Origin of the sequence: Vreelandella hamiltonii, assembly GCF_014651775.1 — a bacterium.
GTDB classification, from domain to species: domain Bacteria; phylum Pseudomonadota; class Gammaproteobacteria; order Pseudomonadales; family Halomonadaceae; genus Vreelandella; species Vreelandella hamiltonii.
This window is the reverse complement of sequence record NZ_BMXN01000005.1, coordinates 164,571-185,819: the sequence shown is the minus strand read 5'-3', so window position 1 is coordinate 185,819 and position 21,249 is coordinate 164,571. Positions and strand designations below refer to the sequence as shown.

The following is a 21,249-nucleotide window of genomic DNA, read 5'->3' as shown; positions in this document are numbered from 1 at the left end:
ATGAGCACCATGAACATGCTGCAGGCCATCAATAACGCCCTGGACATCGCCATGGCGGAAGATGACAAGGTCATCTGCTTTGGTGAAGACGTGGGGATTTTTGGCGGGGTATTCCGAGCGACCAGCCATTTGCAGGAGAAGTATGGCAAGGCGCGCTGTTTCAACACGCCGCTGGTGGAGCAGGGCATCATCGGCTTTGCCAACGGTCTGGCTGCCCAGGGCTCGGTGCCCGTGGCGGAGATTCAGTTCGCCGACTACATCTTTCCCGCCTTCGACCAGATCGTCAACGAAACCGCCAAGTTCCGCTACCGCTCTGGCGATCTGTTTAACGTGGGTGGCCTGACCATCCGCACGCCGTATGGCGGCGGCATCTCGGGTGGCTTGTATCACTCTCAGTCGCCAGAAGCCTACTTTACCCACACGCCGGGCCTGAAGGTAGTAGTGCCGCGCAACCCCTATCAGGCCAAGGGGTTGCTGTTGGGGGCGATCCGTGACCCCGACCCGGTCCTGTTTCTGGAGCCCAAACGCCTCTACCGGGCCGCCGTGGGCGAAGTGCCCGAAGACGACTATCAGCTGCCCATTGGTGAGGCCGAGGTCGTCAGGGAGGGCAGCGATATCACCCTGGTGGGTTGGGGAGCGCAAATGGAAGTGATCGGCAAGGCCGCCGAGCTGGCCGAAGAGCAGGGCATTGCCTGCGAGGTCATCGATCTGCGTTCACTGCTGCCCTGGGATGTGGATACCGTTGCCGAGTCGGTCTTCAAGACCGGTCGTATGATCGTCAGCCACGAAGCGCCGCTGACCGGAGGTTTTGCCGGTGAGATCGCCGCCACGATACAGGAGCGCTGTTTTCTCTATCTGGAGTCGCCGATTACTCGGGTGACCGGTCTGGATACACCTTTCCCGCTGATCCTGGAGAAAGAGTACCTGCCGGACCATCTGAAAATTTTTGAAGCGATTCGCGAAAGCGTGAATTTTTGACGCAAGGGAGAACGGTCATGAGTGATTTTTTACTACCGGATATCGGTGAAGGCATCGTCGAGTGTGAAGTGGTGGAATGGCGAGTGGCCGAAGGCGACACCATCGAAGAAGACCAGCCCATCGTCGAGGTCATGACCGACAAGGCGCTGGTGGAGATCACTGCGCCCGAAGCGGGCACGGTGACCAAACTGTATGTGCCCCAAGGGAAAATCGCCAAGGTGCATGCGCCGCTTTACGCCTATCAAGGTGCAGAAGAGGGTGCCAAAGAGAGTGCAGAAGAGGTTGCAAAAAAGAGTTCAGAGAACACTCGTTCCCCTGCCAGCGACGCTGCTGATATCAGCAAAACGCCACCTTCCGCGCCATCGCCCAGCGTCGAACAATCGACGCCACAGTGCCCGACGGAAGGGCCAGCCTGCCCGGTGAAAACCCCGGCCAGCCCGGCCGTCAGGCGGCTGGTGCGCGAGCATCGGCTGGTGCTGGCGGACATTGCCGGTAGCGGCAAGGATGGCCGCGTATTGAAGGAAGACGTGCTGGCGCATGTGAAGTCCAGCCACGCTGCGCCCAGCGACACGGCCCATCACACCCAAGGGAAACTGGCGGTGGGCCAGTCAGGTCCCGCCCGGGTCGAGCCCCTTCGCGGCGTGCGCGCCGTCATGGCTCGGCGCATGGTGGAAGCCGCGACGACCATACCGCACTTTCATTATGGGGAAGAGGTGGATGTCACTGAGCTGCTGGCGCTGCGCGAGCGCCTCAAGCCCCGGGTAGAAGCGCTGGGGGAGCGGCTGACGCTGATGCCGTTCTTCATGAAGGCGCTGGCGCTGGCCGTGGCCGAGCACCCCATCCTCAATGCGCAGCTCAATGCCGAGGGGGACGAGCTGCACTATTTTGCCCAGTGCAATATCGGCATGGCGGTGGACAGCAAGGCGGGCTTGCTGGTGCCGAACGTGAAAGCGGTGGAGCAGCTGAGCCTGCTGGACATTGCCAAGGAGGTGAGCCGATTGACTCAGGCGGCGCGGGAAGGTCGTGTGGATCAGGCGGACCTCAAGGGTGGCACCATCAGCATTTCCAATATTGGCGCCCTGGGCGGCACCTATGCCGCTCCCATCATCAACGCCCCGGAAGCGGCCATCGTGGCCATCGGCAAGACCCAGTGGCTGCCGCGTTTCGATGCCGAGGGCGCCGTGCAGCGACGCGCCATCATGACCGTGACCTGGGCGGGAGACCATCGATTCATCGACGGCGGCACCATTGCGCGCTTCTGCAATCACTGGAAAGCGTCTCTGGAAGCGCCAGAGACCATGCTGCTGCATTTGGCCTGACCCAAGGCCATTGCCCCCATGAGTCAGGCAGCGCTACAGCAGTTCTATATTCCAGAGGAGCAGTCGGTCTATCTGCTGAGCCATCACGATGCGCGCAAGCTGAAAGACTGGGTAGCGCTGTGCCAGGCTCAGCTGGTGCAGCTGGGATACCGGGACATCGAGCTGATTGGCAAGGGGGCCTATGGTTTCGTGTTTGCGGGCAGCGCTCAGCAGCAGGGGCAGCCCACCCACTATGTGTTCAAGTTCTCGCGCATCACGCTGCCTACACACTTGCAAGAGCGCCTCGAAGAAGAGGCGTTCATGCTCGATCAGGTCAGCCACCCTCTGATTCCCGGACTGATCGCCTATCAGCGCGTGCGCGGTCAGTCCATTCTGGTCATGGAGCGCGCGCCCGGCTGGAATCTCGAGCAAGTATCGCTGCGCCAGGGGCGGCTTTCGCCGCGCCTGGTGGTGCATATTGCCGCACAGTTGGCGGATATTCTGGTCACCCTGCGCCGGGAAACCGGCCCCCATGCCCGCCCGGTGGTGCATGGCGACATCAAGCCTTCCAACCTGGTGTTCGACGCCAGCAGGGAAAGCATCGCCCTGATCGATTGGGGGTCGTCGGTCTTTGCCCAGCTGGATGCGGCGCTGCAGTTCGTCGGTGCCAACGTGATGGAGCTGATGTCGGATAACCTGCAGCAGACCAACGCACGGCTGGGCGATGTCTACTTCATCGGCGATGAGCAGCTCAACGGCGCGCTGTCATCGCCGCGTTTCGACGAACAGGGGGTGGCGGGGACCCTGTATGCCCTGGCATCGGCACAGTCCTGCCGTTTTGGCTGCCGGGCGATTCCGGCCAGTGCGTTGGGCCTGCCCATCGAGTTTGCCCGCACGCTGGATGGGCTGCTGGATGCCGACCCGGCCATTCGCCGCCGCGCGGGGGATCACTTCATTCGTGAAATGCCGCGCATGGCCAGAACCGTGATGATCGACTTGCCTGCCGTGCCGCCGCCGCCCCTGGTGCCGATCTGGGGGCATCGCCAGCGTCGGGAGATCGATACCGTGGTGTACAGCTCTCGCAAGGCCTTTCTGCGCGAGGCCAGCGTCGAAGAAACCCTCAATGACGTCAATGACGTGCAGCTGGACCGCTACTACAAGCAGTTCATGCAGGGCATGGGCGACACCGAGAAAGCCTTTCTGGCGTCGGTGAGCCGGTTGGGCAAATACCCCGTGGTGGGCGGGCTGGCCGTGCGCTGGGAGCGGGAGGGTGTCTATATCGACTCGTCGCTCAATCTGCACGACCCCGACCTGAAGCCTGCCTTTACCGAAGCGGTGAATAACATGGTGCATCTGGCGCGGGCCATCCATCGCCAGGGTATTTTCAAGAGTTGCCTGTTCAATGCGCGGCAGACGCTGCACCTGGAGCGGGAAAGCGCCGATGCATCGTTCGCTGCGCAGCCGGGCATGACCATCGGGTATGAGGTGAGCGCCGTGCCGGAGATGGAGGATCGCACCCGCCAGCACAGCTACTTCGAAGATGGTCCGGATCCAGAAGAGCTGCTGGTGTTGCCCGAAAGCATCATGGCCCTGTTGGAGCAGCTCAACGACATCCACCATACCGGCATGATCATCTTCGAGGCGCTGCCCAGACACCTGAAGATTCATAGCTACTACCGTCTGCTGGACCCACGCCGAGAGCAGGCGTTCTCTGCGCTGCTGGCGCACATGCTGGACAGCGTCAATCAGATCGAAGGGCTGGGGGTGTCGGGCTTCATGAAAATGCCCTACAAGGACACCCGGTTCTTTACCCACCTGGAGTGCCAGCCTGCCCACTACTACCCCAGAGACCCGCGCGACTATCTGCGCAAGCTGAGCGGTGGAGCAATCGATCCGCGTTAGCGGGTTACCTCGCGGGTCAGCCACTCGCCCAACTGCTGATTCAAATCATCGGACGCTGCGCCGAAGGCATCGACCACGTCGGCAATGGCGACGCTGCTGGCACGCTTGCGTATGGCGAAGCTGCTGGTCGCCAAGGGCGCGCGGTTACTGTCAACCAGCTGTACATCCAGCTGCACGTTGACGCTGGGCGGCGTATCGTCATATTCGCTCTGGAAGTGGCGCAGCTCGCTGAGCAGGGTCAGGTCGTGGGGCAGGCGATCACTGCCGACGCTCGCAAACCGCTGCTGGGCCTGCAGGCCTTCGATGAGCCGGGCCTTGAGCATGTCCGGAGCGTCCTCGTGCCAGCGTGCGCCTTCGTAGACGTTCACCACGTTGCCTTCCGGAAATACCACCATGCGGTTGCTGCCCAGCAAGTGCCCCGTTTCTGGCGTGGCGATGCCCAGCGTCATGGCGTGGGTGGCCGCTGCATTCGGCTGCCCTGAGGTGTCTACGGCCGGCAGCCGATAGAGCGTGGCCGGTTCGTTGTCGGGCAGGATCGAACAGGCCGTCAGGGTGGCCAGAATGATCAGCAGGGCGCCTGTACGCAGGGGGCTGATTCGAAGGGCCCCGTTTCGAAGTAGCCTGATGTGCAGGGCTTTGGCTAGCAGGGTCTTGAACATCATGGGCGGAACTCCTCTATCTGGTCACGACCCAGCAAAAAGTTGGTGGGGTTCTCTTCGAGCTGGCGGGTAATGCGATCCAGGGTGGTCAGGGTGGCGCGCAGCGCCGCCAGGGCCGGGGCAATATCGCGGGTGCTTTGCAGCGTGCTTTCCACGGCACCTGCATTGTCATCCACCAGCTGTTCGATGCGCTGGGCGGCGTTGGCCACGTCGCGGCTGGCATTCTCGGCGCTCTGCATGACCTCTCGACCTTCGCGGCTGAGCAGCGAATGCGCTTCCTGGCTTAAGGTCTCGATGCTTTCCAGGGTGGCGGTGGCCTGACGCGAGACCTCCCCGAACAGGGCCATGTTCTCGTCCAGAGCAGACTGCTGGGAGGCAATCATGTCGGTGATCTGGGCAACGTTGGTGAGAATGTTGCCTGCCTCCTGGCGATTGTCGTCGTTGAACAGCTCGTTGACGTTTTTCAGAATGGCGTTGATGTTGTCGATCATCTCTTCGCCCTCTTCGAAGAGCGTGGCAATCGGCGACGGGTCGGCGCGAATGAACGGCATGTCGTCATCGCTCTGGTCCAGCAGGCGCGGGGTCTCCGGCGTGCCGCCATGCAGCTGAACGGACATGCTGCCAGTAATGCTGGCAAAGGCCAGACGTGCCCGGGTATCGGTCTTGACCGGGGTGTCGTCGTACACACGGATACTGGCCAGCACCTGGCGGGGGTCATCCGGGTTGAGGCTCAATTCGGTGACATCACCTACCTCGATGCCGTTGTACTGCACCTTGCTGCCCACCGCCAGGCCGCTGACGCTGCGCTCGAACAGGATGCGGTAGGGCTGGTAGTCGCGCTCGCCCGCCGCGTGGCTCATCCATAGGGCAAAGAGCAGGGCAGCGGCTGCCGTGAGCACGGTGAACAAGCCGATCATGATATGGTGCGCGCGGGTTTCCATATGTCTCACTCCTCGCGGGAAGTCGGTTCGGCAGAGCGCTGCGCGGCGCGTCCACGGGGGCCATTGAAATAGTCCTGTATCCACTCGTCGTCGGTCTGGGCGACTTTCTCCAGGGTATCGGCCACCAGCACGCGCTTCTGGGATAACACCGCGACGCGGTCGCAGGCGGCGTAGAGCGTGTCCAGGTCGTGGGTGACCAGAAAGACGCTGAACCCCAGGGCGTCTCTCAAGGTGACCAGCAGCTGATCGAAGGCGGCGGCCCCGATAGGGTCCAGCCCGGCGGTGGGTTCGTCGAGAAACAGAATGTCAGGGTCCAGGGCCAGGGCGCGAGCCAGCGCGGCGCGCTTGACCATGCCCCCCGACAGCGACTCCGGGAACTGTCGCGCCGCCTGCGGGGGCAGGCCGACCAGCGCCAGCTTGATGCGCGCCAGGTACTCGGCTTCTTCTCGGGACAGCTTGGCGTGCTCGATGAGGGGGAGCGCGACGTTTTCCTGTAGCGTCAGCGAGCTGAACAGGGCACCACGCTGGAAAAGCACGCCAAACCGCCGTTCGACCTGGCTGCGCTCGGCATCGCTCAGCTCGTCGAGCCGGTTGCCCAACACGTCGATGCGGCCCCCATCGGGCTTCTTGAGACCGACGATACTGCGTAGCAATACGGATTTGCCGGTGCCCGACCCGCCGACCACGCCGAGAATTTCACCGCGCTGCAGCGTCAGGTCGAGGTCTTCGTGGACCACGTGGCTTCCAAAGCGGTTGACCAGCCCCTCGACGGTGATGGCCGCGTGGTCGTCGCGGGCATCGGGTGTCTTGTGGTGTTCCTTTACCATCCCATCTCCATGAAAAAGAGTGCCGCCAGGGCGTCCAGTAGAATCACCATGAAAATGGATTGTACGACGCTGGAGGTCGTATGGGTGCCCACGGACTGGGCACTGCCGCTGACCTTGAAGCCTTCCAGGCAGCCAATCACGGCAATCACGAAAGCAAACACCGGGGCCTTGCTCATGCCCACCAGAAAATGCGTCACCGAGACGTCGTTCTGGAGCGTGTCCATGAATTGGGTCAGGGAGATATCCAGCGAGAGGGTGGCGACCATGGCGCCACCGACCAGGCCACTGAGCATGCCGACGAAGGCCAGCAGGGGCAGGCTGATCAGCATGGCCATGACCCGGGGCAGCACCAGCAGCTCGATGGGGTCCAGCCCTTGGGTTTTGAGGGCGTCGATCTCCTCGTTGGATTTCATGGCCCCCAACTGCGCCGTGAAGGCGCTGGCAGTACGCCCCGCCAGCAGAATGGCCGCCAGTAGCACGCCGAATTCACGCAGGAAGGAAAACGCCACCAGATCGATGGTGTACACCGTGGCCCCAAAGTCTTCCAGCACCGTGGCCCCGAGAAAGGCCACCACGGCCCCCACCATGAAGGTCAATAGGGCCACGATGGGCACGGCATTCAGGCCACTTTGCTGCACATGGGCCACCGTAGCGGTGATGCGCCAGCGGCTGGGCCGTAACACGAGCGGTGCGAAGGCCGCCAGCACCAGACCGATGAACCCCAGCAGTTGACGCTGCTGAGACCACAAACCGCTCATCTGCTGACCGATGGAAGCCAGTGCTTCGCTGACGCGAGAGGCGCGCGGTTGGTCATTTTCCAGCGGGGATGCCATCGCCTCGGCCAGACGCATCAGCAGAGCTTGCTGCGCGTCCGGTAGCTCGCTGGCCCACTCATTTACCTGCTTGGCTTTGTCAACGCCTACCAGCTCGATGACCAGCGCGGCGCCCGCCGTGTCCAGTTTGTCGAAGCCGGGCAGCTGGATAGACGCCTCAGAGACCTCCTGCTGTCGATTCAGCGTGTCTCTCAAGGCCGAATAGTGGCGAAGCGTCCATTCCCCGTGCAGCGCTATGTGATCATCGTGTTGCGTGATCCACTCGTTTGGCATCCCTGCTCCCCATGTGCCGACAAGGCGATTAATGCTCCATGATGCATTCAAACGAGCGTTAGTGAAAGGTCGTCGGCAACGGGATTAACGTGAAGCCCCATATTTGGGGGCGAGTTCCTGCTTGATGCGGGCAGCGACCTCCTTGAGTCGTGGGCCAAGATTGTTGACCAGGCGATCATGATCCAGCCGCAGGCTGGAGCCGCCACAATTGATGGCCATGACTTCCGCACCATCTTCCAGAATCAGCGGCATCGCCACCGCGCTGATATCCCGCTGCCAATCCTGTTCGGAGAGGCAGAAGCCGTACTCGGCATAGTCGTGCAGGCTCTGTTCGATGCCCGCCTGCAGGCGGGGCCAGTCGCTGCCATGAAACGCGGCCAGCTCTTGCATCACTTGATGGCGACGCTCGCCAGACAGCCCGCAAAGCCACGCGCGCCCGATGGCCGACGTGGCGATGGGCAGCCGGGAGCCCACGTCCAGGCGAATGATCAGCGGGCCGTGGCCATGGCAGGTTTCCAGATACACCATGTCGCTGCGGTCGGCACTGCCCAGGCTGACGTTACAGTCGGTGGCATCGGCAAACTGCTGCAGATGGGGGCGGGCGACTTCGCGTATCCCCATGTTGGCCAGAAAGCGGTAGCCCAGTGCCAGCACCCCTGGCCCCAGGCGGTACTTTTCCAGATGGCGGTTATGCTGCAAGTAGCCAAGCTGGGTCAGCGTGTAGGTCAGCCGTGACACCGTGGGGCGGGGAATGCGGGTGCGATTGGAGAGCTCCGCATTGCCCAGGTACTCCTCGCCCGTTCCAAAGGCGCGGAGCAGTTCCAGCCCACGCGCCAGCGCGGTGACGAAGTTGCGGTCTTTTTCGGAGGGTTGCGGCTCATCAGCAGCGGCGTCGGTGGGTTCCATCAAGCGTCTCGGCTAATCGTTCATTGAGTGGCAAGTATCGCATACCTGCGCTGGGGCGATGCAAAGCGTGATGACAAATGCCATCAACGCTTGGCCTGCGTCAGCGGTCCAGGCGCTCGATGATGGTGGCAATGCCCTGACCCACGCCGATACACATGGTCACCAGCGCATAGCGCCCGCCGGTGGCTTCCAGCTGGCGCAGGGCCGTGAGGGCCAGGCGCGCGCCCGAGGCACCCAGCGGATGGCCGATGGCAATGGCGCCGCCGTTGGCGTTCAGGCGTGGGTCGTCGGCGGAAAGCCCGAGCTGCTGAACGCAGCCCAGCACCTGCACCGCAAAGGCCTCGTTGATTTCGATGACGTCCATCTGTGCCAGCTCAAGGCCAGCCCGGGCCAGCGCTTTTTGCGACGCGGGCACCGGCCCCAGGCCCATCACCCGAGGGGCAACGCCCGCCACGGCGCTGGCCACGATACGGGCACGGGGGGCAATTCCGGCACGCTCGCCCGCAGCCAGGGTGCCGACGATCAGCGCCGCCGCCCCGTCGTTCAACCCGGAAGCGTTGCCTGCGGTCACGACGCCGTTGTCGAACAGCGCACCCAGCCTGGCCAGTTTCTCTTCGGTGCTTTCCGGCCTGGGGTGCTCGTCCTTGTCCACCATCAGTGGCGGCTGTTTGCGCCCCTGGGGTACTTCGACGCCGAACATCTCGCCGTCATAAAAACCGTTGGCCAAAGCCTGGGCGTAGCGAGCCTGGGAGCGGGCGGCAAAAGCGTCGCTGGCGTCGCGGCCAATGTTCAGGTCGTGGGCGATGTTATCGGCGGTTTCCGGCATGCTGTGGCTGCCGTACTCTTTGGCAATCCACGGGTTGGGGAAGCGCGAGCCAATCACGGTATCGAACATGGGCTGATTGCGCGCGTAGGGGGAGTCGGCCTTGCCCAGCACGTAGGGCGCACGCGACATGGACTCGACCCCGCCCGCCAGGAACAGCTCGCCTTCGCCCAGACGCGCCGCCCGGGCGGCGTCCATCATGGCGGCCAGGCCGCTGCCGCACAGGCGGTTGACCGTCTGCCCCGCGACATCAATGGGCAGGCCCGCCAGCAGCGCCCCGTGGCGGGCCACGTTGCGAGAGTCTTCGCCCGCCTGGTTGGTGCAGCCCGCCAGCACTTCTTCGTAGCTTTCTGGGGCAAACGGATTGCGCGCCACCAGCGCTTTTAATGTCAATCCCAGTAACTCATCCGGGCGAATGGCCGCCAGACTGCCGCCATGGCGGCCAAAAGGGGTGCGTAATCCGTCGTAGATATAAGCGTCTTGCATGGTTGTTCTCCTTGTTTGGGTGAGCCGTATCGGCAACTGGGGGGTGTCAGCCCGTTGGCCCGTTCGTCAGGGACATGCCTAGCGCAGCGCGGCGGCGCAGCCACGGGCTGGGGCGGTAGCGGGGGTCGCCGGTGGCGTCCAGCAGGTTGTGCAAAATGGTCAGGATGCGCGAGGCGCCGTAGTGGTCGCCCATGCGTAGCGGGCCGAACGGATAGCCCAGGCCGAGTTCTACCGCCCGGTCGATGGTGGCAGGCGCTGCGACCCCTTGCTGAGCGATATCCGCCCCGACATTGACGATGCAGGCCACCACCCGCTGCAGCACGAAGCCATTGCTGTCCTGAAGTGTGCTGACCGGCGTGCCATCGGCATTGAGCAGGCTGGCCGCAGCCGCGATGAGGCTGGCGCGGGTCAAGGGCGACGCCATCAGGCTGCGGCGCTTTTCCAGCCCTGCCAGCATGTCCACCGCCACGCACTGCTCGGCGTTCAGGCCCTGGCGCAGGGCGCACTGGGTGGTGTCTTCACCCAGCGGCGTCAACAGGCACAGCGCCTCGGGGGAAGGCTGCTGCCCGCTCTCCAGCGGCCAGCCTGCAGCTTCGACCAGCTCGGCAAGCCGAGCGGCGCTGTTCGGGTCCTCCTGGCTGATCCACACCGGGCAAGCAGGCGTCGCCTGGCGGGGGCGCTCCTCTGGCATCTGCTGCTGGCCCTCCACGTAGCGGTAGAAGCCTTCGCCGGTCTTGCGCCCCAGCAGCCCCGCCGAAAGCCGCTGGCGGGTCAGGGGTGAGGGCCGAAAGCGCGGCTCTTCATAATATTGGTGGTACACCGATTCCATCACCGCATGGGAAACGTCGAGACCGGTCAGGTCCAGCAGCGTGAACGGCCCCATGCGAAAGCCGCCCTGGTCGACCATGATGCGGTCAATGGTGGCGGGGTCGGCCACGCTCTCGCTCAGAATACGCAGCGCTTCGGTGCCAAAGGCGCGCCCGGCGTGGTTGACCAGAAAACCGGGGGTGTCGGTGGCCTGGGCGGTGAAGTGGCCCATGGCAGACCCCAGCGCATCGACCCGCTGGGTAACGCTGTGATCCGTTCTCAGCCCTGGAATCACCTCGACGATTTTCATCAGCGGTACCGGGTTGAAGAAGTGAAAGCCAATCACCCGTTCCGGGTGCTGGCAGGCGGCCGCAATCGCGGTCACCGACAGCGAAGAGGTGTTGGTGGCCAGCACGGCATCCTGGCGAACGATGCTCTCCAAATCGCCAAACAACCCCTGTTTGGCGTCCAGCTTCTCGACAATGGCTTCGACGACGATGTCGCAAGGGGCCAGGGCGGCGAGGTCGCGGGCCTCGACCAGTCGCTCGCCATACTGCTCGGCTTGAGCCTGGGTCATTCGCTGCTTGTCGGCGCTGCGCTGCCATAATCCTTGAATAAAGGCTTTCGCTTCCGCCACCGCGCCTTCCTTGACATCAAATAGCATGACCTTCAGACCCGCCTGCGCGGCGAGCTGGGCTATGCCTCTCCCCATGGCCCCCGTGCCGACAATGCCGAGGGTGGTGAACGAATGGGCGATTGGGTCATTGGACATGGATCAACATCCTCGCTATGAGCGTTTTTGTTCTGCATTGCAAAATAGTGTTTCGTTTATTGACTGCCATCCTAGGCTATGCAAAAGTGCCTGACAAGAGAGTGAGCGCTGGTTTCGCCATGCAAAACAACCAGGCGAGGCAGTGTGCCGGGCAGAGGTGTCGACCACCGATAAAGCGCATTGGCAGGCATCACTGCCCCGAAAACGCCAACCATAAAAATATCGTTGCCCCAGGAGCCGTCATGATCCGTGATCCCGAACTGCTGAATCAGTTGGTTGATACCATTGCCCGTTTCGTCCGAGAGCGTTTGATTCCCAATGAAGCCAGGCTGGCCGAAGAGGATGCAGTGCCCGCCGAGATCCTGGCCGAGATGAAGGAGATGGGGCTGTTCGGCCTGTCGATTCCCGAAGAGTACGGCGGCCTCGGACTCACCATGGAAGAGGAAGCTTTGGTAGCCATGGAGATCGGCAAGACCTCCCCGGCGTTTCGTTCGGTGTTTGGTACCAATAACGGTATCGGCGCCCAGGGCATCTTGATCGATGGCACCGACGCCCAGAAAGCCAAATACGTGCCGCGGCTGGCCACCGGCGAGATTCTCAGCTCGTTCTGCCTCACCGAGCCCGACTCTGGGTCGGATGCTGCCAGCCTGCGCACCACCGCCGTCCGCGATGGCGACCACTACCTCTTGAACGGCACCAAGCGCTATATCACCAACGGCCCGGAAGCCGACCTGTTCACCGTGATGGCGCGTACCGACCCGGACAACAAGGGCGCAGGCGGTATCTCGGCGTTTATCGTTGAGGGCGATACGCCAGGCCTGATTCGTGGCCCGGCAGATAACAAAATGGGCCAGAAGGGCGCGCATACCTGCGATATCATTTTCGACAACTGCCGGGTGCCCGCTGAGAACATCATTGGCGGTCAAGAGGGCCAAGGCTTCAAGACTGCCATGAAGGTGCTCGACCGTGGGCGGCTGCATATCTCTGCGGTGTGCGTGGGCGTGGCCGAACGGCTGGTGGAAGAGTCGCTGCGCTACACCATGGAGCGCAAGCAGTTTGGCGCGCCGCTGGCAGAGCACCAGCTGGTGCAGGCAATGCTGGCAGATAGCAAGACCGAGGCCTATGCGGGCAAAACCATGGTGATGGACGCCGCCAGACGCAAGGACGATGGCGAAAACGTCTCCACCCTGGCCTCCTGCTGCAAACTGTTCTGTGCCGAAATGGTCGGCCGCGTGGCCGACCGGGCCGTGCAGGTTCATGGCGGAGCAGGTTACATGTCGGAATACGCCGTAGAGCGCTTTTATCGCGATGTGCGTCTGTTCCGCATTTACGAAGGAACGACGCAGATCCAGCAGCTGGTGATCGCGCGCAACATGGTGCGGGAGGCGTCCTGATGGCTCTGTCGGTCCCTTACCAAGCGCCAGACGAGACGATCTTTGGTCGCTTAGCGAGCGAGCTGTTGGCGGAGCTACCCGAGCGTTTGAGCACCCGCGTGCTGGAAAACGCTCAGCGCCTGGCGGATCACCCCGCGCTGGTGGATGGCAGCGTCCGCTGGAGCTACGCCGAGCTGGGCCAGGAGATTCGGGCCGCCTGCGAGTGGCTGGGCGCCTTGGGCGTGCGCCCCGGCGACCGGATCATGACGGTCAGTGAAAACTGTCGGGCACTGGTGGTGTTGCTGTTGGCCGCCAGTGAACTGGACGTCTGGGTCGCCATCGTCAACTCGCGCTTGTCGGCGCAAGAGGTGGACGCGATTCGCGGGAATTGCCAGCCACGGCGTATCTTCTATACCTGCGAAGCCTCTGCCGAAGCGGTTCAACACGCCCAGCGTCACGCAGCCGACCGTTACCAGCACCCTCAACTGGGTAGCCTGGCCATTTCGCCACTGTGCGATAGTGAGCCCGAGCCCGTAGAAGCCAGCGGTGCCGAACAGGTGGCGGCGATGATCTACACCTCGGGCACCACCGGCACGCCGAAAGGCGTGATGCTCACCCATCGTGGCATTCTGTATATCGCCTCGATTTCCGGCGGCATGCGCCATCTCAACGAAGGGCAGCGGGTGTATGGCGTGCTGCCCATGTCCCATGTGTTTGGCCTTTCGTCGGTGTGCATGGGCTCGCTGTACAACGGGGCTTGCCTGTATACCGTACCGCGCTTCGAGGCGCCGCACCTGCTGGCCACTTTGAAAGAGGAGCGCATTACCGTACTGCAGGGGGTGCCCGCCATGTACGCTCGGGCGCTGGAGTACCTGAAGCGCGAGCAGCGGGCGTTGGAAGCGCCGGCGCTCATTTATATCTCGGCAGGCGGTTCACCCCTGGACAGCGATACCAAGACCCGGGTCGAGGCCGCGTTTGGCCTGACCCTGCACAATGGTTATGGCCTCACCGAAGCCAGCCCGACCATCAGCCAGACGCGTATCGACGACCGCCACCAGAGCAGCACCGTGGGCCGGGTGCTGCCGCTGCTGGAGTATCGGCTGGAGCCCTTGGGCAGTCACGGCACCACCGAGAACGCAGGAGAAGAAGTAGGCGAACTCTGGGTGCGTGGCCCCAACGTCATGAAAGGCTATTTCCGCCAGCCGGAGGCGACCCGCGCCACCCTGACGGAAGATGGCTGGCTCAATACCGGCGACATCGCCAGGCTGGATCACGACGATCGGCTCTATATTGTCGGCCGCAGCAAAGAGCTGATCATCCGTTCGGGCTTCAATATCTATCCGCCGGACGTGGAGGCGGTGATCAACGAGCACCCGGCAGTCACCTTGACCGCCGTGGTGGGGCGGCAGGTGGCGGGCAATGAGGAAGTGGTGGCGTTCGTGCAGTGCGAGCCGGGTATCGAGGTCGATATGGCCGAACTCAAAGCTTTCATTGCCGAACGGCTGGCGCCCTACAAGCGGCCGACTCAAATTGTCTTGATGGAGTCATTGCCTTCCACCGCCAGCGGGAAAATTTTGAAAGGGCGGCTGCGGGATCTGGCCCAGCAGGAGAGCGCCTCATGAGCGAAACAGACAGCCCAAGCACCTCGACCACGCCCCAGGCGCTGATGGGCTATCACGAATTGCTGGGGATGCACGTAGTCGAGTGGCAAGAGGGGCGCGCGGTGGTGGAACTCACCATCGAGCCCAAGCACCTGAACCGCAGCGGCAACGTCCACGGCGGCGTACTGGCCTCGATGCTGGATAGCGCGCTGAGCCTGGCGGGCCTGCACTGCGATGTGCCGGGCAACATTCGTCGTGGCATGACGCTTTCTCTGACCACCACCTTCGTGGGGCCCGCCCGGCAGGGCGTATTGCGCGCTACGGGCACTCTGCGCGGGGGCGGCCAAAAGACCTACATGACCAGCGGTGACATCGTCGATGACCAGGGCCGCCTCGTGGCCATGGGTGAGGGGTCGTTTCGCCGCCGCAGCGGCAGCGAGTCGGCTCACGGCATGCCGGACCCACAGGCGGAGGAGCCAAACGAGTGAGCCCAGCCCGTGTGCGGGTCTCCTGTCTACTGCTGGTAACGCTGGCTACCCTGATCCATCTGGTAGGGGGCAGCGTGCTGTGGCAGGCCGTGGGCATTGTCGCGCTGCTGCTCTATCTGGCGACCCTGCGAGGCCAGTTGACGCGTATGGCCAAGGGGCTGCTGTGTGCAGCGGGCCTTCTGACTTTGCTGGCGCTGTGGCGCTCGCCAACCCCCGGCCAACTGCTGTTCGAGGCAAGTGGACGCTTTGCGTTCTTTGCCACTTTCGTGGTGGCGCTCAGCATGCTCAGGTTGCCCGCCTATCGCTCCCGTCTGGTGCGCCGCTGTGGCCAGAGCATGCTGTTGCAGCCCCCGGGCCGCCGCTACCCGATTCTCTCGCTGGGGTCGGCGCTGTTTGGGATCATTCTGAACATTGGCGTGCTCAACCTGTTTGCCGCCATGATCGAAAAGAGCAATACCCTGAGCGCCGCCCAGGGCCGTACCTGGGTGCAGCAGGCGCGCCAGCGTCGTATGATGCTGGCGCTATTGCGCGGTTTTTCGCTGGCCCCGCTGATTTCGCCCATGGGCATCGGGGTGGCCGTGGTGCTTTCCAGCCTTCCCCAGGTCACCTGGCTGCAGCTAGCCCCTTACATTCTGGGAGCGGCTGGGCTGATTTTCATGGCGGGCTGGGCGGTGGATTACCTGACGGGTCCGCATCCGCCCGCCAACAAATCCTCCGTTTCCCCCTCGCTGTGCCCTCTGGCCCAGTTCAGTGTGCTGCTGATCGGCATCGTGGCACTGGTGTTTTCGCTGGCCTGGCTGCTCGACGTGCGTCTGCCGATTGCCGCACTGCTGGGAGCCCCCAGCGGGGCGCTGCTATGGCTTGCCTGGCAGCGGCGCCGGCTGGGTTACGCCGGGCTGCCTGCAGCGCTAACGGCGGTTCATCGCCAGCTCCCCTGGCTGCTGTCGCCCAGCGCCAACGAGATCGTGGTGCTGGGGGCGGCGGGCTACCTGGGGCATCTGTGTGTGGGCCTGGTGGATACCCAACAGCTTGGGCCGCTGCTGGCGGTGCTCGGCCCGCTGGGCACCTTCAACGCAGTCTTGGCGATGCTGATGGTCGTGGGGCTGGCGCAAATAGGCGTCAATCCTATCGTCACCGTGACGCTGCTGGTGGGCCTGCTGCCCACTCTGGACATCCCTGGGCTGACACCAGCGCTGATCGGGGCGTCGTTGATGGTGGGCTGGGCACTGGCGCTGATGTCGTCGCCCATGACGGCGTCGATGCTGATTCTGTCGCGCTTTACCGGCGTGCCCGCGACCCGTATTGGCTACCGCTGGAATGGGCGTTTTTTGGTTGCGTCGATTCCGCTGCTGGCGCTCTGGTTTGGCTGGTCGCCGTTTTAGCAGGCGGTCGTTGTCTGAAACGCTTGACCTTTGGCAGGCGTTTTTTTATTGTTCTTTTTATAAAGTGAAATATTATTTTACTGTGCGGAATTAAGCCTAAAAGCTGAAGAGCTAAAAAGCTGATGATTCAATCGTAGGAGCATGCCTTATGAAAATCCTCGTCGCGGTAAAACGCGTCATCGACTACAACGTCAAGATCCGCGTCAAGGCGGACCACTCCGATGTGGATCTGACCAACGTCAAGATGGCCATGAACCCCTTCTGCGAAATTGCCGTGGAAGAGGCCGTGCGCCTGAAAGAGAAGGGGACAGCCAGCGAAGTGGTCGCCGTGACGGTAGGCCCCAAGGCTGCCCAGGAGCAGCTGCGCACCGCGCTGGCGCTGGGCGCCGATCGCGCCATCCACATCGAGACCGACGAGCGCGTCGAATCGCTGGCGGTGGCCAAACTGCTGGCCAAGGTGGTGGATGAAGAGCAGCCTGGTCTGGTGATTCTTGGCAAGCAGGCCATCGACACCGACAACAACCAGACCGGCCAGATGCTGGCGGCGCTGACCAATCTGCCCCAGGGCACGTTTGCCTCGGAAGTCGCCATCGATGGCGACAAGGTGAACGTGACCCGTGAAATCGACGGCGGCCTGCAAACCGTCGCCCTCACGCTGCCCGCCATCGTCACCACCGACCTGCGCCTCAACGAGCCGCGTTACGCCAAGCTGCCGGACATCATGAAGGCCAAGAAAAAGCCGCTGGGCGTCAAGACCCCCGCCGACTATGGGGTCGAGGTCGCGTCGAACGTCACGCTGCTCAAGGTCGAGTCACCCGCCGAGCGCAAGGGCGGTATCAAGGTCGCCTCGGTGGACGAGCTGATCGATAAACTGAAAAACGAAGCCAAAGTGCTTTAAAAGGAGCTGATCTCATGAGCATTCTGGTACTTGCCGACCTGCATGAAGGTCAGTTGGCCAGCGCCACCGCCCACGTCGTGGCAGCCGCCCAGGCGATCGGTGGCGATATCGATGTACTGGTCGCCGGTGAAGGCGTCCAGGCCGCCGCCGAAGCCGCCGCGACACTCGACGGCGTGAGCAAGGTGCGCGTGGCAGACAACGCCGTCTACGCCCATCAGCTTGCCGAGCCCATGGGCGCGCTGCTGGTCGCCCTGGCCGACGACTACACCCACGTGCTGACCAGCGCCTCCACCACCGGCAAGAACGTGCTGCCCCGGCTGGCCGCGCTGAAAGACGTCAGCCAACTGTCGGAAGTGATTGGCGTCGAGAGCGCCGACACTTTCCTGCGCCCGATCTACGCCGGTAACGCCATCGCCACGGTGAAAAGCGACGACCCGCTGAAAGTCATCACCGTGCGCACCACCGCCTTCGATGCGGTAGGCAGCGGCGGTAGCGCCAGCGTGGACGCCGTGGACGTGGTCGTCGACAACGCCCAGTCCCGTTTCGTGAAGCAGGAGCTGGCCCAGAGCGACCGCCCGGAACTCGGCGGTGCCAAGGTCGTCATCTCCGGCGGCCGCGGCATGGGCAACGGCGAAAACTTCAAACTGCTGGACGGCATTGCCGACAAGCTGGGCGCCGCCATTGGCGCGTCTCGTGCGGCGGTGGATGCAGGCTTCGTGCCCAACGACATGCAGGTAGGCCAGACCGGCAAGATCGTCGCCCCCGAGCTTTACATTGCCGTGGGCATCAGCGGCGCGATTCAGCACCTGGCGGGGATGAAAGACTCCAAAGTGATCGTGGCGATCAACAAGGACGAAGAAGCCCCGATCTTCCAGGTAGCCGACTACGGCCTGGTAGGGGATCTGTTCGAGATCCTGCCGGAGCTGGAAAGCAAGCTGTAAAAGCTTCTTGCTTCCACGTCTTGGTCGGAATAACCCGTAGCGGGGGTCTTTCGCCATGGATGGCGAAAGTAGCGCCCATGGATGGGTTCACAGCGCCCCCGCGCAGGGTTGTTCCGACCATGCCACTGCAGTGCGTTATCTTCCTGAAAGGCCCAGTGGGGCCTTTTGCAGTATTGGTTCACAATAATAACTGGCGAGTTTTCCATGCTAACCCAACTGACTGCCTCAATGACGCTGCCGGTCATCGGCTCTCCCATGTTCATCGTTTCCGGCCCTGAGCTGGTCATTGCCCAGTGTCAGGCGGGGATTATTGGCGCGTTTCCGGCGCTGAACGCCAGGCCTGCGGAAGTGCTTCGGGAGTGGCTGCAGCAGATTACCTCGACGCTGGACGCCTATGACGCTCAGCACCCGCAAGAGCCCGCCGCACCGTTTGCGGTGAATCAGATCGTGCACCCCACCAATGACCGCCTGGACCACGATGTAGCGCTGTGCGCAGAGTTCAAGGTGCCGCTGATCATCACCAGCCTGCATGCGCCCAACCGGGTGGTCGAGCAGGTACACGCCTACGGCGGCCTGGTGTTTCACGATGTGACGACGATCAGGCACGCCCAAAAAGCCATCGATGCCGGAGTGGATGGGCTGATTCTGGTGTGCCATGGCGCAGGCGGCCATGCGGGGCGGCTCAACCCCTTTGCCTTCGTGGCCGAGGTTCGGCAGTTCTACGATGGGCCTCTGGTGCTGGCGGGTGCGATTACCAAAGGCGAGCAGATCGCCGCCGCGCAGGCGCTGGGCGTGGACATGGTGTACATGGGCACGCGCTTCATTGCTACCCGGGAAGCCAATGCCCAGCCTGCTTATAAGCAGATGGTGCTGGAGGCTGCTGCCGGGGATATCGTTTACACCAACCTGTTTACCGGCGTGCACGGCAACTATCTTCGCCAGAGCATCGAGCTGGCCGGGCTGGACCCGAATGCGCTGCCCGAGGGCGACAAGAGCGCCATGCGCTATGGGTCAGGTGGCAGCAGCAAAGCCAAGGCATGGCGGGATATTTGGGGCGCAGGGCAGGGGGTGGGCGGTATCACGACGCTCAACAGCGTGGCCGATGAAGTGGCCACCCTGCGGGCGGATTACCAACAAGCATGGGATCAGTTGCGACGGCGCTGACGAAAGGCGGCCACGCGCGCTTGAAAATCCTCCGTGGCTTTACAGGCATCCTGCAGCGAGCCCTCCAGCGTCAAGGTGTCGTCGAGCGACAGGTTGGCTGCCTGTCGCAAGGCGCGTTTCGTGGCTCCCAGCGCCTGGGGAGATTGCGCCACCAGCGCCTGCGCCAGCCCTCGGGCCTCCGCTAGCACCTGATCATCCTCCACCACTCGATTGGCCAGACCCAGCGCCACGCAGCGCTCGGCGTCGATGGGGGTGGCCAGCGCCGCCATTTCAAAGGCCTGGGCATGACCCAGCTTGCGCACCAAATGCCAGCATGCGCCGCCATCAGGAATCAGGCCAATAGTGATAAAAGCCAGCTTCAGGTACGCCGAGCGGCCCATGACCACCATGTCGCTGGCCAGCACATAGGAGACGCCAATCCCCGCAGCGGCACCGCTGACCGCTGCGATCACCGGTTTCTCCATGGTCATCATGGTGCGCAGGGCAGGAAGAAAGAGCATCGCGAGCCGCTCGCTGGCGGGCTGTGTGGAGGCTTTCTCGAACTCTGCCAGGTCGGCACCGGCGCAGAAGGCGCTGCCTTCGCCGCTGAGAATCACGCAGCGCACCTGTGAGTCTGCCGCCGCCCTGGCAAGGGCTTCGTTGAGTGCCAGGGCCGTGGGCTCGTTGAGAGCATTGCGAACCGCTGGGCGCGCAATGGCGATGTGGGTAATACCGTCTGCCGTTGGGTGGACCCGCACCAGCGGCGTGGCTTGCTGACTCATATTCGGCTCCTCAGGCGGCGTCCAGCTGTTCGCTCAGCGTTTCAAGGTGGAAGTCGCTATCGCCCAGGTAGTGATCGAACATGACCAGGTGCTTGGCATAGTGGGCCACGTAGCACTCTTCGGTCATGCCCATGCCGCCGTGCAGCTGAATGGCCTGTTCGGCAATGAAACGCGCTGATTCACCGCAGTACGCCTTGGCTGCGGCCAGCCTGGCATCCCGTTCCTGGGCGGGCAGCGAGAGGCTGGTGGCGGCAAGAATCGCCATGGAGCGCGACTGCTCCAGGTGCAGGTGCATGTCCACCATGCGGTGCTGCAGCGCCTGAAACGTGGCCAGCGGCAGGCCAAACTGCTTGCGCTCTTTCAGGTACGCCAGCGTCTGGGCGCAGGCGGTTTCCATGGCGCCGATGGCGTCGGCGCACAGCGCCGCCCGGCCCAGGGCCAATACCTCTGCCAGTGCCTCACCGGCGTCTTCGCTCAGGCAGTGCTCCAGCGGCAGGGCCACATCGTCCAGCATCAGGTCACCGGCGGGCTGGTCATCCATGGTGCGATAGGTGCGCTGCGAAACGCTCGGGGCATCGGCAGGCACGATGAACACGCCTAACTGGCCATTGGGCAGTTGGGCGGTGACCAGCGTGGCGGCGGCATTGGCCAGGTTCATGACCACGTCCTTGCGGCCATTGAGCAGCCACTGGCCGTTGTGCTGGCGCGCGTGGGTCGATATATCGAACGCGTCATAGCGGGCGGCGTGCTCTTGCCAGGCCAGGGCAAGCTGGTGCTCGCCTTCCAGCAGTGGGGCCAGCCAGCGTGCCTGCTGTGCTGGACTGCCACATAGCGCCAGCAGTTGCCCGGGCATGACCAGCCCAAACAGGTAGGCTTCCGGGACCAGGCCGCGCCCCAGTGCCTGCATGATGATCATCAGGTCGGTGCCGTTGCCGCCCAGCCCTCCCACGTCTTCGCTGAACGGCATATGCAGCAGCCCCAGTTCGGCAAAGGTACGCCACAGAGGGCTGGCGACGTGTGACGGCGCTTCCAGCAGGGCGCGGCGCTGTTCGGGGGATACCTGGTCGGCCACCAGGCGTGTCAGTGTCTCTTCGAGCATGCGCTGCTCGTCGGTGAGTGCGAAATCCATGGTGACC

The 21,249-nt window shown here is 63.2% G+C and carries 19 protein-coding genes; 10 read left to right on the top strand and 9 right to left on the bottom strand.

Features of this window, described 5'->3' with window-relative positions:
• The 3 genes from IE091_RS06700 to IE091_RS06690 are packed head-to-tail and all read left to right on the top strand — an operon-like array spanning nt 1 to nt 4,178.
• A complete protein-coding gene (locus IE091_RS06700) occupies nt 1-978 on the top strand; it encodes an alpha-ketoacid dehydrogenase subunit beta (protein ID WP_189463144.1) in 978 nt (325 codons plus the stop codon).
• Between the two features lie 17 nt (nt 979-995).
• Nucleotides 996-2,297, top strand: a complete 1,302-nt coding sequence (locus IE091_RS06695) for a 2-oxo acid dehydrogenase subunit E2 (protein WP_189463142.1) — start codon at nt 996-998, stop codon at nt 2,295-2,297.
• 18 nt (nt 2,298-2,315) lie between these two features.
• Entirely contained in the window at nt 2,316-4,178 is a 1,863-nt protein-coding gene (locus tag IE091_RS06690) for a protein kinase domain-containing protein (protein ID WP_039181777.1), read from the top strand.
• Here the strand turns inward: IE091_RS06690 and IE091_RS06685 are convergent.
• From IE091_RS06685 to IE091_RS06655, 7 genes are all read right to left on the bottom strand, one after another.
• Nucleotides 4,175-4,840 carry an ABC-type transport auxiliary lipoprotein family protein gene (locus IE091_RS06685; RefSeq protein ID WP_189463140.1) on the bottom strand — a complete coding sequence of 222 codons (666 nt, stop codon included), beginning with the start codon at nt 4,838-4,840 and terminating at the stop codon, nt 4,175-4,177. The genes IE091_RS06690 and IE091_RS06685 overlap by 4 nt on opposite strands.
• On the bottom strand, nt 4,837-5,778 hold the full coding sequence (locus tag IE091_RS06680; RefSeq protein WP_144984661.1) for an MlaD family protein: 942 nt from the start codon (nt 5,776-5,778) through the stop codon (nt 4,837-4,839). The genes IE091_RS06685 and IE091_RS06680 overlap by 4 nt, the downstream gene beginning before the upstream one ends.
• 5 nt (nt 5,779-5,783) lie before the next feature.
• Nucleotides 5,784-6,605, bottom strand: coding sequence for an ABC transporter ATP-binding protein (locus IE091_RS06675; protein WP_039181771.1), 822 nt, complete (start codon nt 6,603-6,605; stop codon nt 5,784-5,786).
• Nucleotides 6,599-7,711 carry an MlaE family ABC transporter permease gene (locus IE091_RS06670; RefSeq protein WP_052196465.1) on the bottom strand — a complete coding sequence of 371 codons (1,113 nt, stop codon included), beginning with the start codon at nt 7,709-7,711 and terminating at the stop codon, nt 6,599-6,601. Before IE091_RS06670 ends, IE091_RS06675 begins: the two co-directional genes overlap by 7 nt.
• Nucleotides 7,712-7,795: 84 nt before the next feature.
• Nucleotides 7,796-8,617, bottom strand: a complete 822-nt coding sequence (locus IE091_RS06665) for an IclR family transcriptional regulator (protein ID WP_039181768.1) — start codon at nt 8,615-8,617, stop codon at nt 7,796-7,798.
• A 100-nt stretch (nt 8,618-8,717) separates the two neighbouring features.
• Nucleotides 8,718-9,926 carry a 3-oxoadipyl-CoA thiolase gene (locus tag IE091_RS06660; protein WP_039181765.1) on the bottom strand — a complete coding sequence of 403 codons (1,209 nt, stop codon included), beginning with the start codon at nt 9,924-9,926 and terminating at the stop codon, nt 8,718-8,720.
• Nucleotides 9,927-9,972: 46 nt separating this feature from the next.
• Nucleotides 9,973-11,505, bottom strand: a complete 1,533-nt coding sequence (locus tag IE091_RS06655; RefSeq protein WP_189463138.1) for a 3-hydroxyacyl-CoA dehydrogenase — start codon at nt 11,503-11,505, stop codon at nt 9,973-9,975.
• Nucleotides 11,506-11,747: 242 nt separating this feature from the next.
• On the opposite strand from IE091_RS06655, the gene IE091_RS06650 reads away from it, so the two are divergent.
• From IE091_RS06650 to IE091_RS06620, 7 genes are all read left to right on the top strand, one after another.
• Nucleotides 11,748-12,899 (top strand): acyl-CoA dehydrogenase family protein, encoded by a 1,152-nt coding sequence (locus tag IE091_RS06650; protein ID WP_039181760.1) that lies wholly within the window; start codon nt 11,748-11,750, stop codon nt 12,897-12,899.
• Nucleotides 12,899-14,500 (top strand): class I adenylate-forming enzyme family protein, encoded by a 1,602-nt coding sequence (locus IE091_RS06645; RefSeq protein ID WP_189463137.1) that lies wholly within the window; start codon nt 12,899-12,901, stop codon nt 14,498-14,500. Before IE091_RS06650 ends, IE091_RS06645 begins: the two co-directional genes overlap by 1 nt.
• Nucleotides 14,497-14,967 carry a PaaI family thioesterase gene (locus tag IE091_RS06640; RefSeq protein ID WP_189463134.1) on the top strand — a complete coding sequence of 157 codons (471 nt, stop codon included), beginning with the start codon at nt 14,497-14,499 and terminating at the stop codon, nt 14,965-14,967. The genes IE091_RS06645 and IE091_RS06640 overlap by 4 nt, the downstream gene beginning before the upstream one ends.
• Nucleotides 14,964-16,349 carry a hypothetical protein gene (locus tag IE091_RS06635; protein ID WP_189463133.1) on the top strand — a complete coding sequence of 462 codons (1,386 nt, stop codon included), beginning with the start codon at nt 14,964-14,966 and terminating at the stop codon, nt 16,347-16,349. Before IE091_RS06640 ends, IE091_RS06635 begins: the two co-directional genes overlap by 4 nt.
• 148 nt (nt 16,350-16,497) lie before the next feature.
• Entirely contained in the window at nt 16,498-17,247 is a 750-nt protein-coding gene (locus tag IE091_RS06630; RefSeq protein ID WP_189463132.1) for an electron transfer flavoprotein subunit beta/FixA family protein, read from the top strand.
• A gap of 14 nt (nt 17,248-17,261) precedes the next feature.
• Nucleotides 17,262-18,188 carry an electron transfer flavoprotein subunit alpha/FixB family protein gene (locus tag IE091_RS06625; RefSeq protein ID WP_096923145.1) on the top strand — a complete coding sequence of 309 codons (927 nt, stop codon included), beginning with the start codon at nt 17,262-17,264 and terminating at the stop codon, nt 18,186-18,188.
• Nucleotides 18,189-18,392: 204 nt separating this feature from the next.
• Complete coding sequence (locus IE091_RS06620; RefSeq protein ID WP_189463131.1) at nt 18,393-19,352, top strand: NAD(P)H-dependent flavin oxidoreductase; 960 nt, start codon at nt 18,393-18,395, stop codon at nt 19,350-19,352.
• Here IE091_RS06620 and IE091_RS06615 read toward each other — a convergent pair.
• Complete coding sequence (locus IE091_RS06615) at nt 19,334-20,113, bottom strand: enoyl-CoA hydratase/isomerase family protein (RefSeq protein ID WP_189463130.1); 780 nt, start codon at nt 20,111-20,113, stop codon at nt 19,334-19,336. The two genes, IE091_RS06620 and IE091_RS06615, sit on opposite strands and share 19 nt — an antisense overlap.
• Before the next feature lie 10 nt (nt 20,114-20,123).
• Nucleotides 20,124-21,242 (bottom strand): acyl-CoA dehydrogenase family protein, encoded by a 1,119-nt coding sequence (locus IE091_RS06610; RefSeq protein WP_189463129.1) that lies wholly within the window; start codon nt 21,240-21,242, stop codon nt 20,124-20,126.
• Between the last annotated feature and the right edge of the window lie 7 nt (nt 21,243-21,249).

Coding starts and splice junctions, on each gene's coding strand:
- IE091_RS06700 (WP_189463144.1), top strand. CDS start 1: ATGAGCACCATGAACATGCTGCAGGCCATCAATAACGCCCTGGACATC.
- IE091_RS06695 (WP_189463142.1), top strand. CDS start 996: ATGAGTGATTTTTTACTACCGGATATCGGTGAAGGCATCGTCGAGTGT.
- IE091_RS06690 (WP_039181777.1), top strand. CDS start 2,316: ATGAGTCAGGCAGCGCTACAGCAGTTCTATATTCCAGAGGAGCAGTCG.
- IE091_RS06685 (WP_189463140.1), bottom strand. CDS start 4,840: ATGATGTTCAAGACCCTGCTAGCCAAAGCCCTGCACATCAGGCTACTT.
- IE091_RS06680 (WP_144984661.1), bottom strand. CDS start 5,778: ATGGAAACCCGCGCGCACCATATCATGATCGGCTTGTTCACCGTGCTC.
- IE091_RS06675 (WP_039181771.1), bottom strand. CDS start 6,605: ATGGTAAAGGAACACCACAAGACACCCGATGCCCGCGACGACCACGCG.
- IE091_RS06670 (WP_052196465.1), bottom strand. CDS start 7,711: ATGCCAAACGAGTGGATCACGCAACACGATGATCACATAGCGCTGCAC.
- IE091_RS06665 (WP_039181768.1), bottom strand. CDS start 8,617: ATGGAACCCACCGACGCCGCTGCTGATGAGCCGCAACCCTCCGAAAAA.
- IE091_RS06660 (WP_039181765.1), bottom strand. CDS start 9,926: ATGCAAGACGCTTATATCTACGACGGATTACGCACCCCTTTTGGCCGC.
- IE091_RS06655 (WP_189463138.1), bottom strand. CDS start 11,505: ATGTCCAATGACCCAATCGCCCATTCGTTCACCACCCTCGGCATTGTC.
- IE091_RS06650 (WP_039181760.1), top strand. CDS start 11,748: ATGATCCGTGATCCCGAACTGCTGAATCAGTTGGTTGATACCATTGCC.
- IE091_RS06645 (WP_189463137.1), top strand. CDS start 12,899: ATGGCTCTGTCGGTCCCTTACCAAGCGCCAGACGAGACGATCTTTGGT.
- IE091_RS06640 (WP_189463134.1), top strand. CDS start 14,497: ATGAGCGAAACAGACAGCCCAAGCACCTCGACCACGCCCCAGGCGCTG.
- IE091_RS06630 (WP_189463132.1), top strand. CDS start 16,498: ATGAAAATCCTCGTCGCGGTAAAACGCGTCATCGACTACAACGTCAAG.
- IE091_RS06625 (WP_096923145.1), top strand. CDS start 17,262: ATGAGCATTCTGGTACTTGCCGACCTGCATGAAGGTCAGTTGGCCAGC.
- IE091_RS06620 (WP_189463131.1), top strand. CDS start 18,393: ATGCTAACCCAACTGACTGCCTCAATGACGCTGCCGGTCATCGGCTCT.
- IE091_RS06615 (WP_189463130.1), bottom strand. CDS start 20,113: ATGAGTCAGCAAGCCACGCCGCTGGTGCGGGTCCACCCAACGGCAGAC.
- IE091_RS06610 (WP_189463129.1), bottom strand. CDS start 21,242: ATGGATTTCGCACTCACCGACGAGCAGCGCATGCTCGAAGAGACACTG.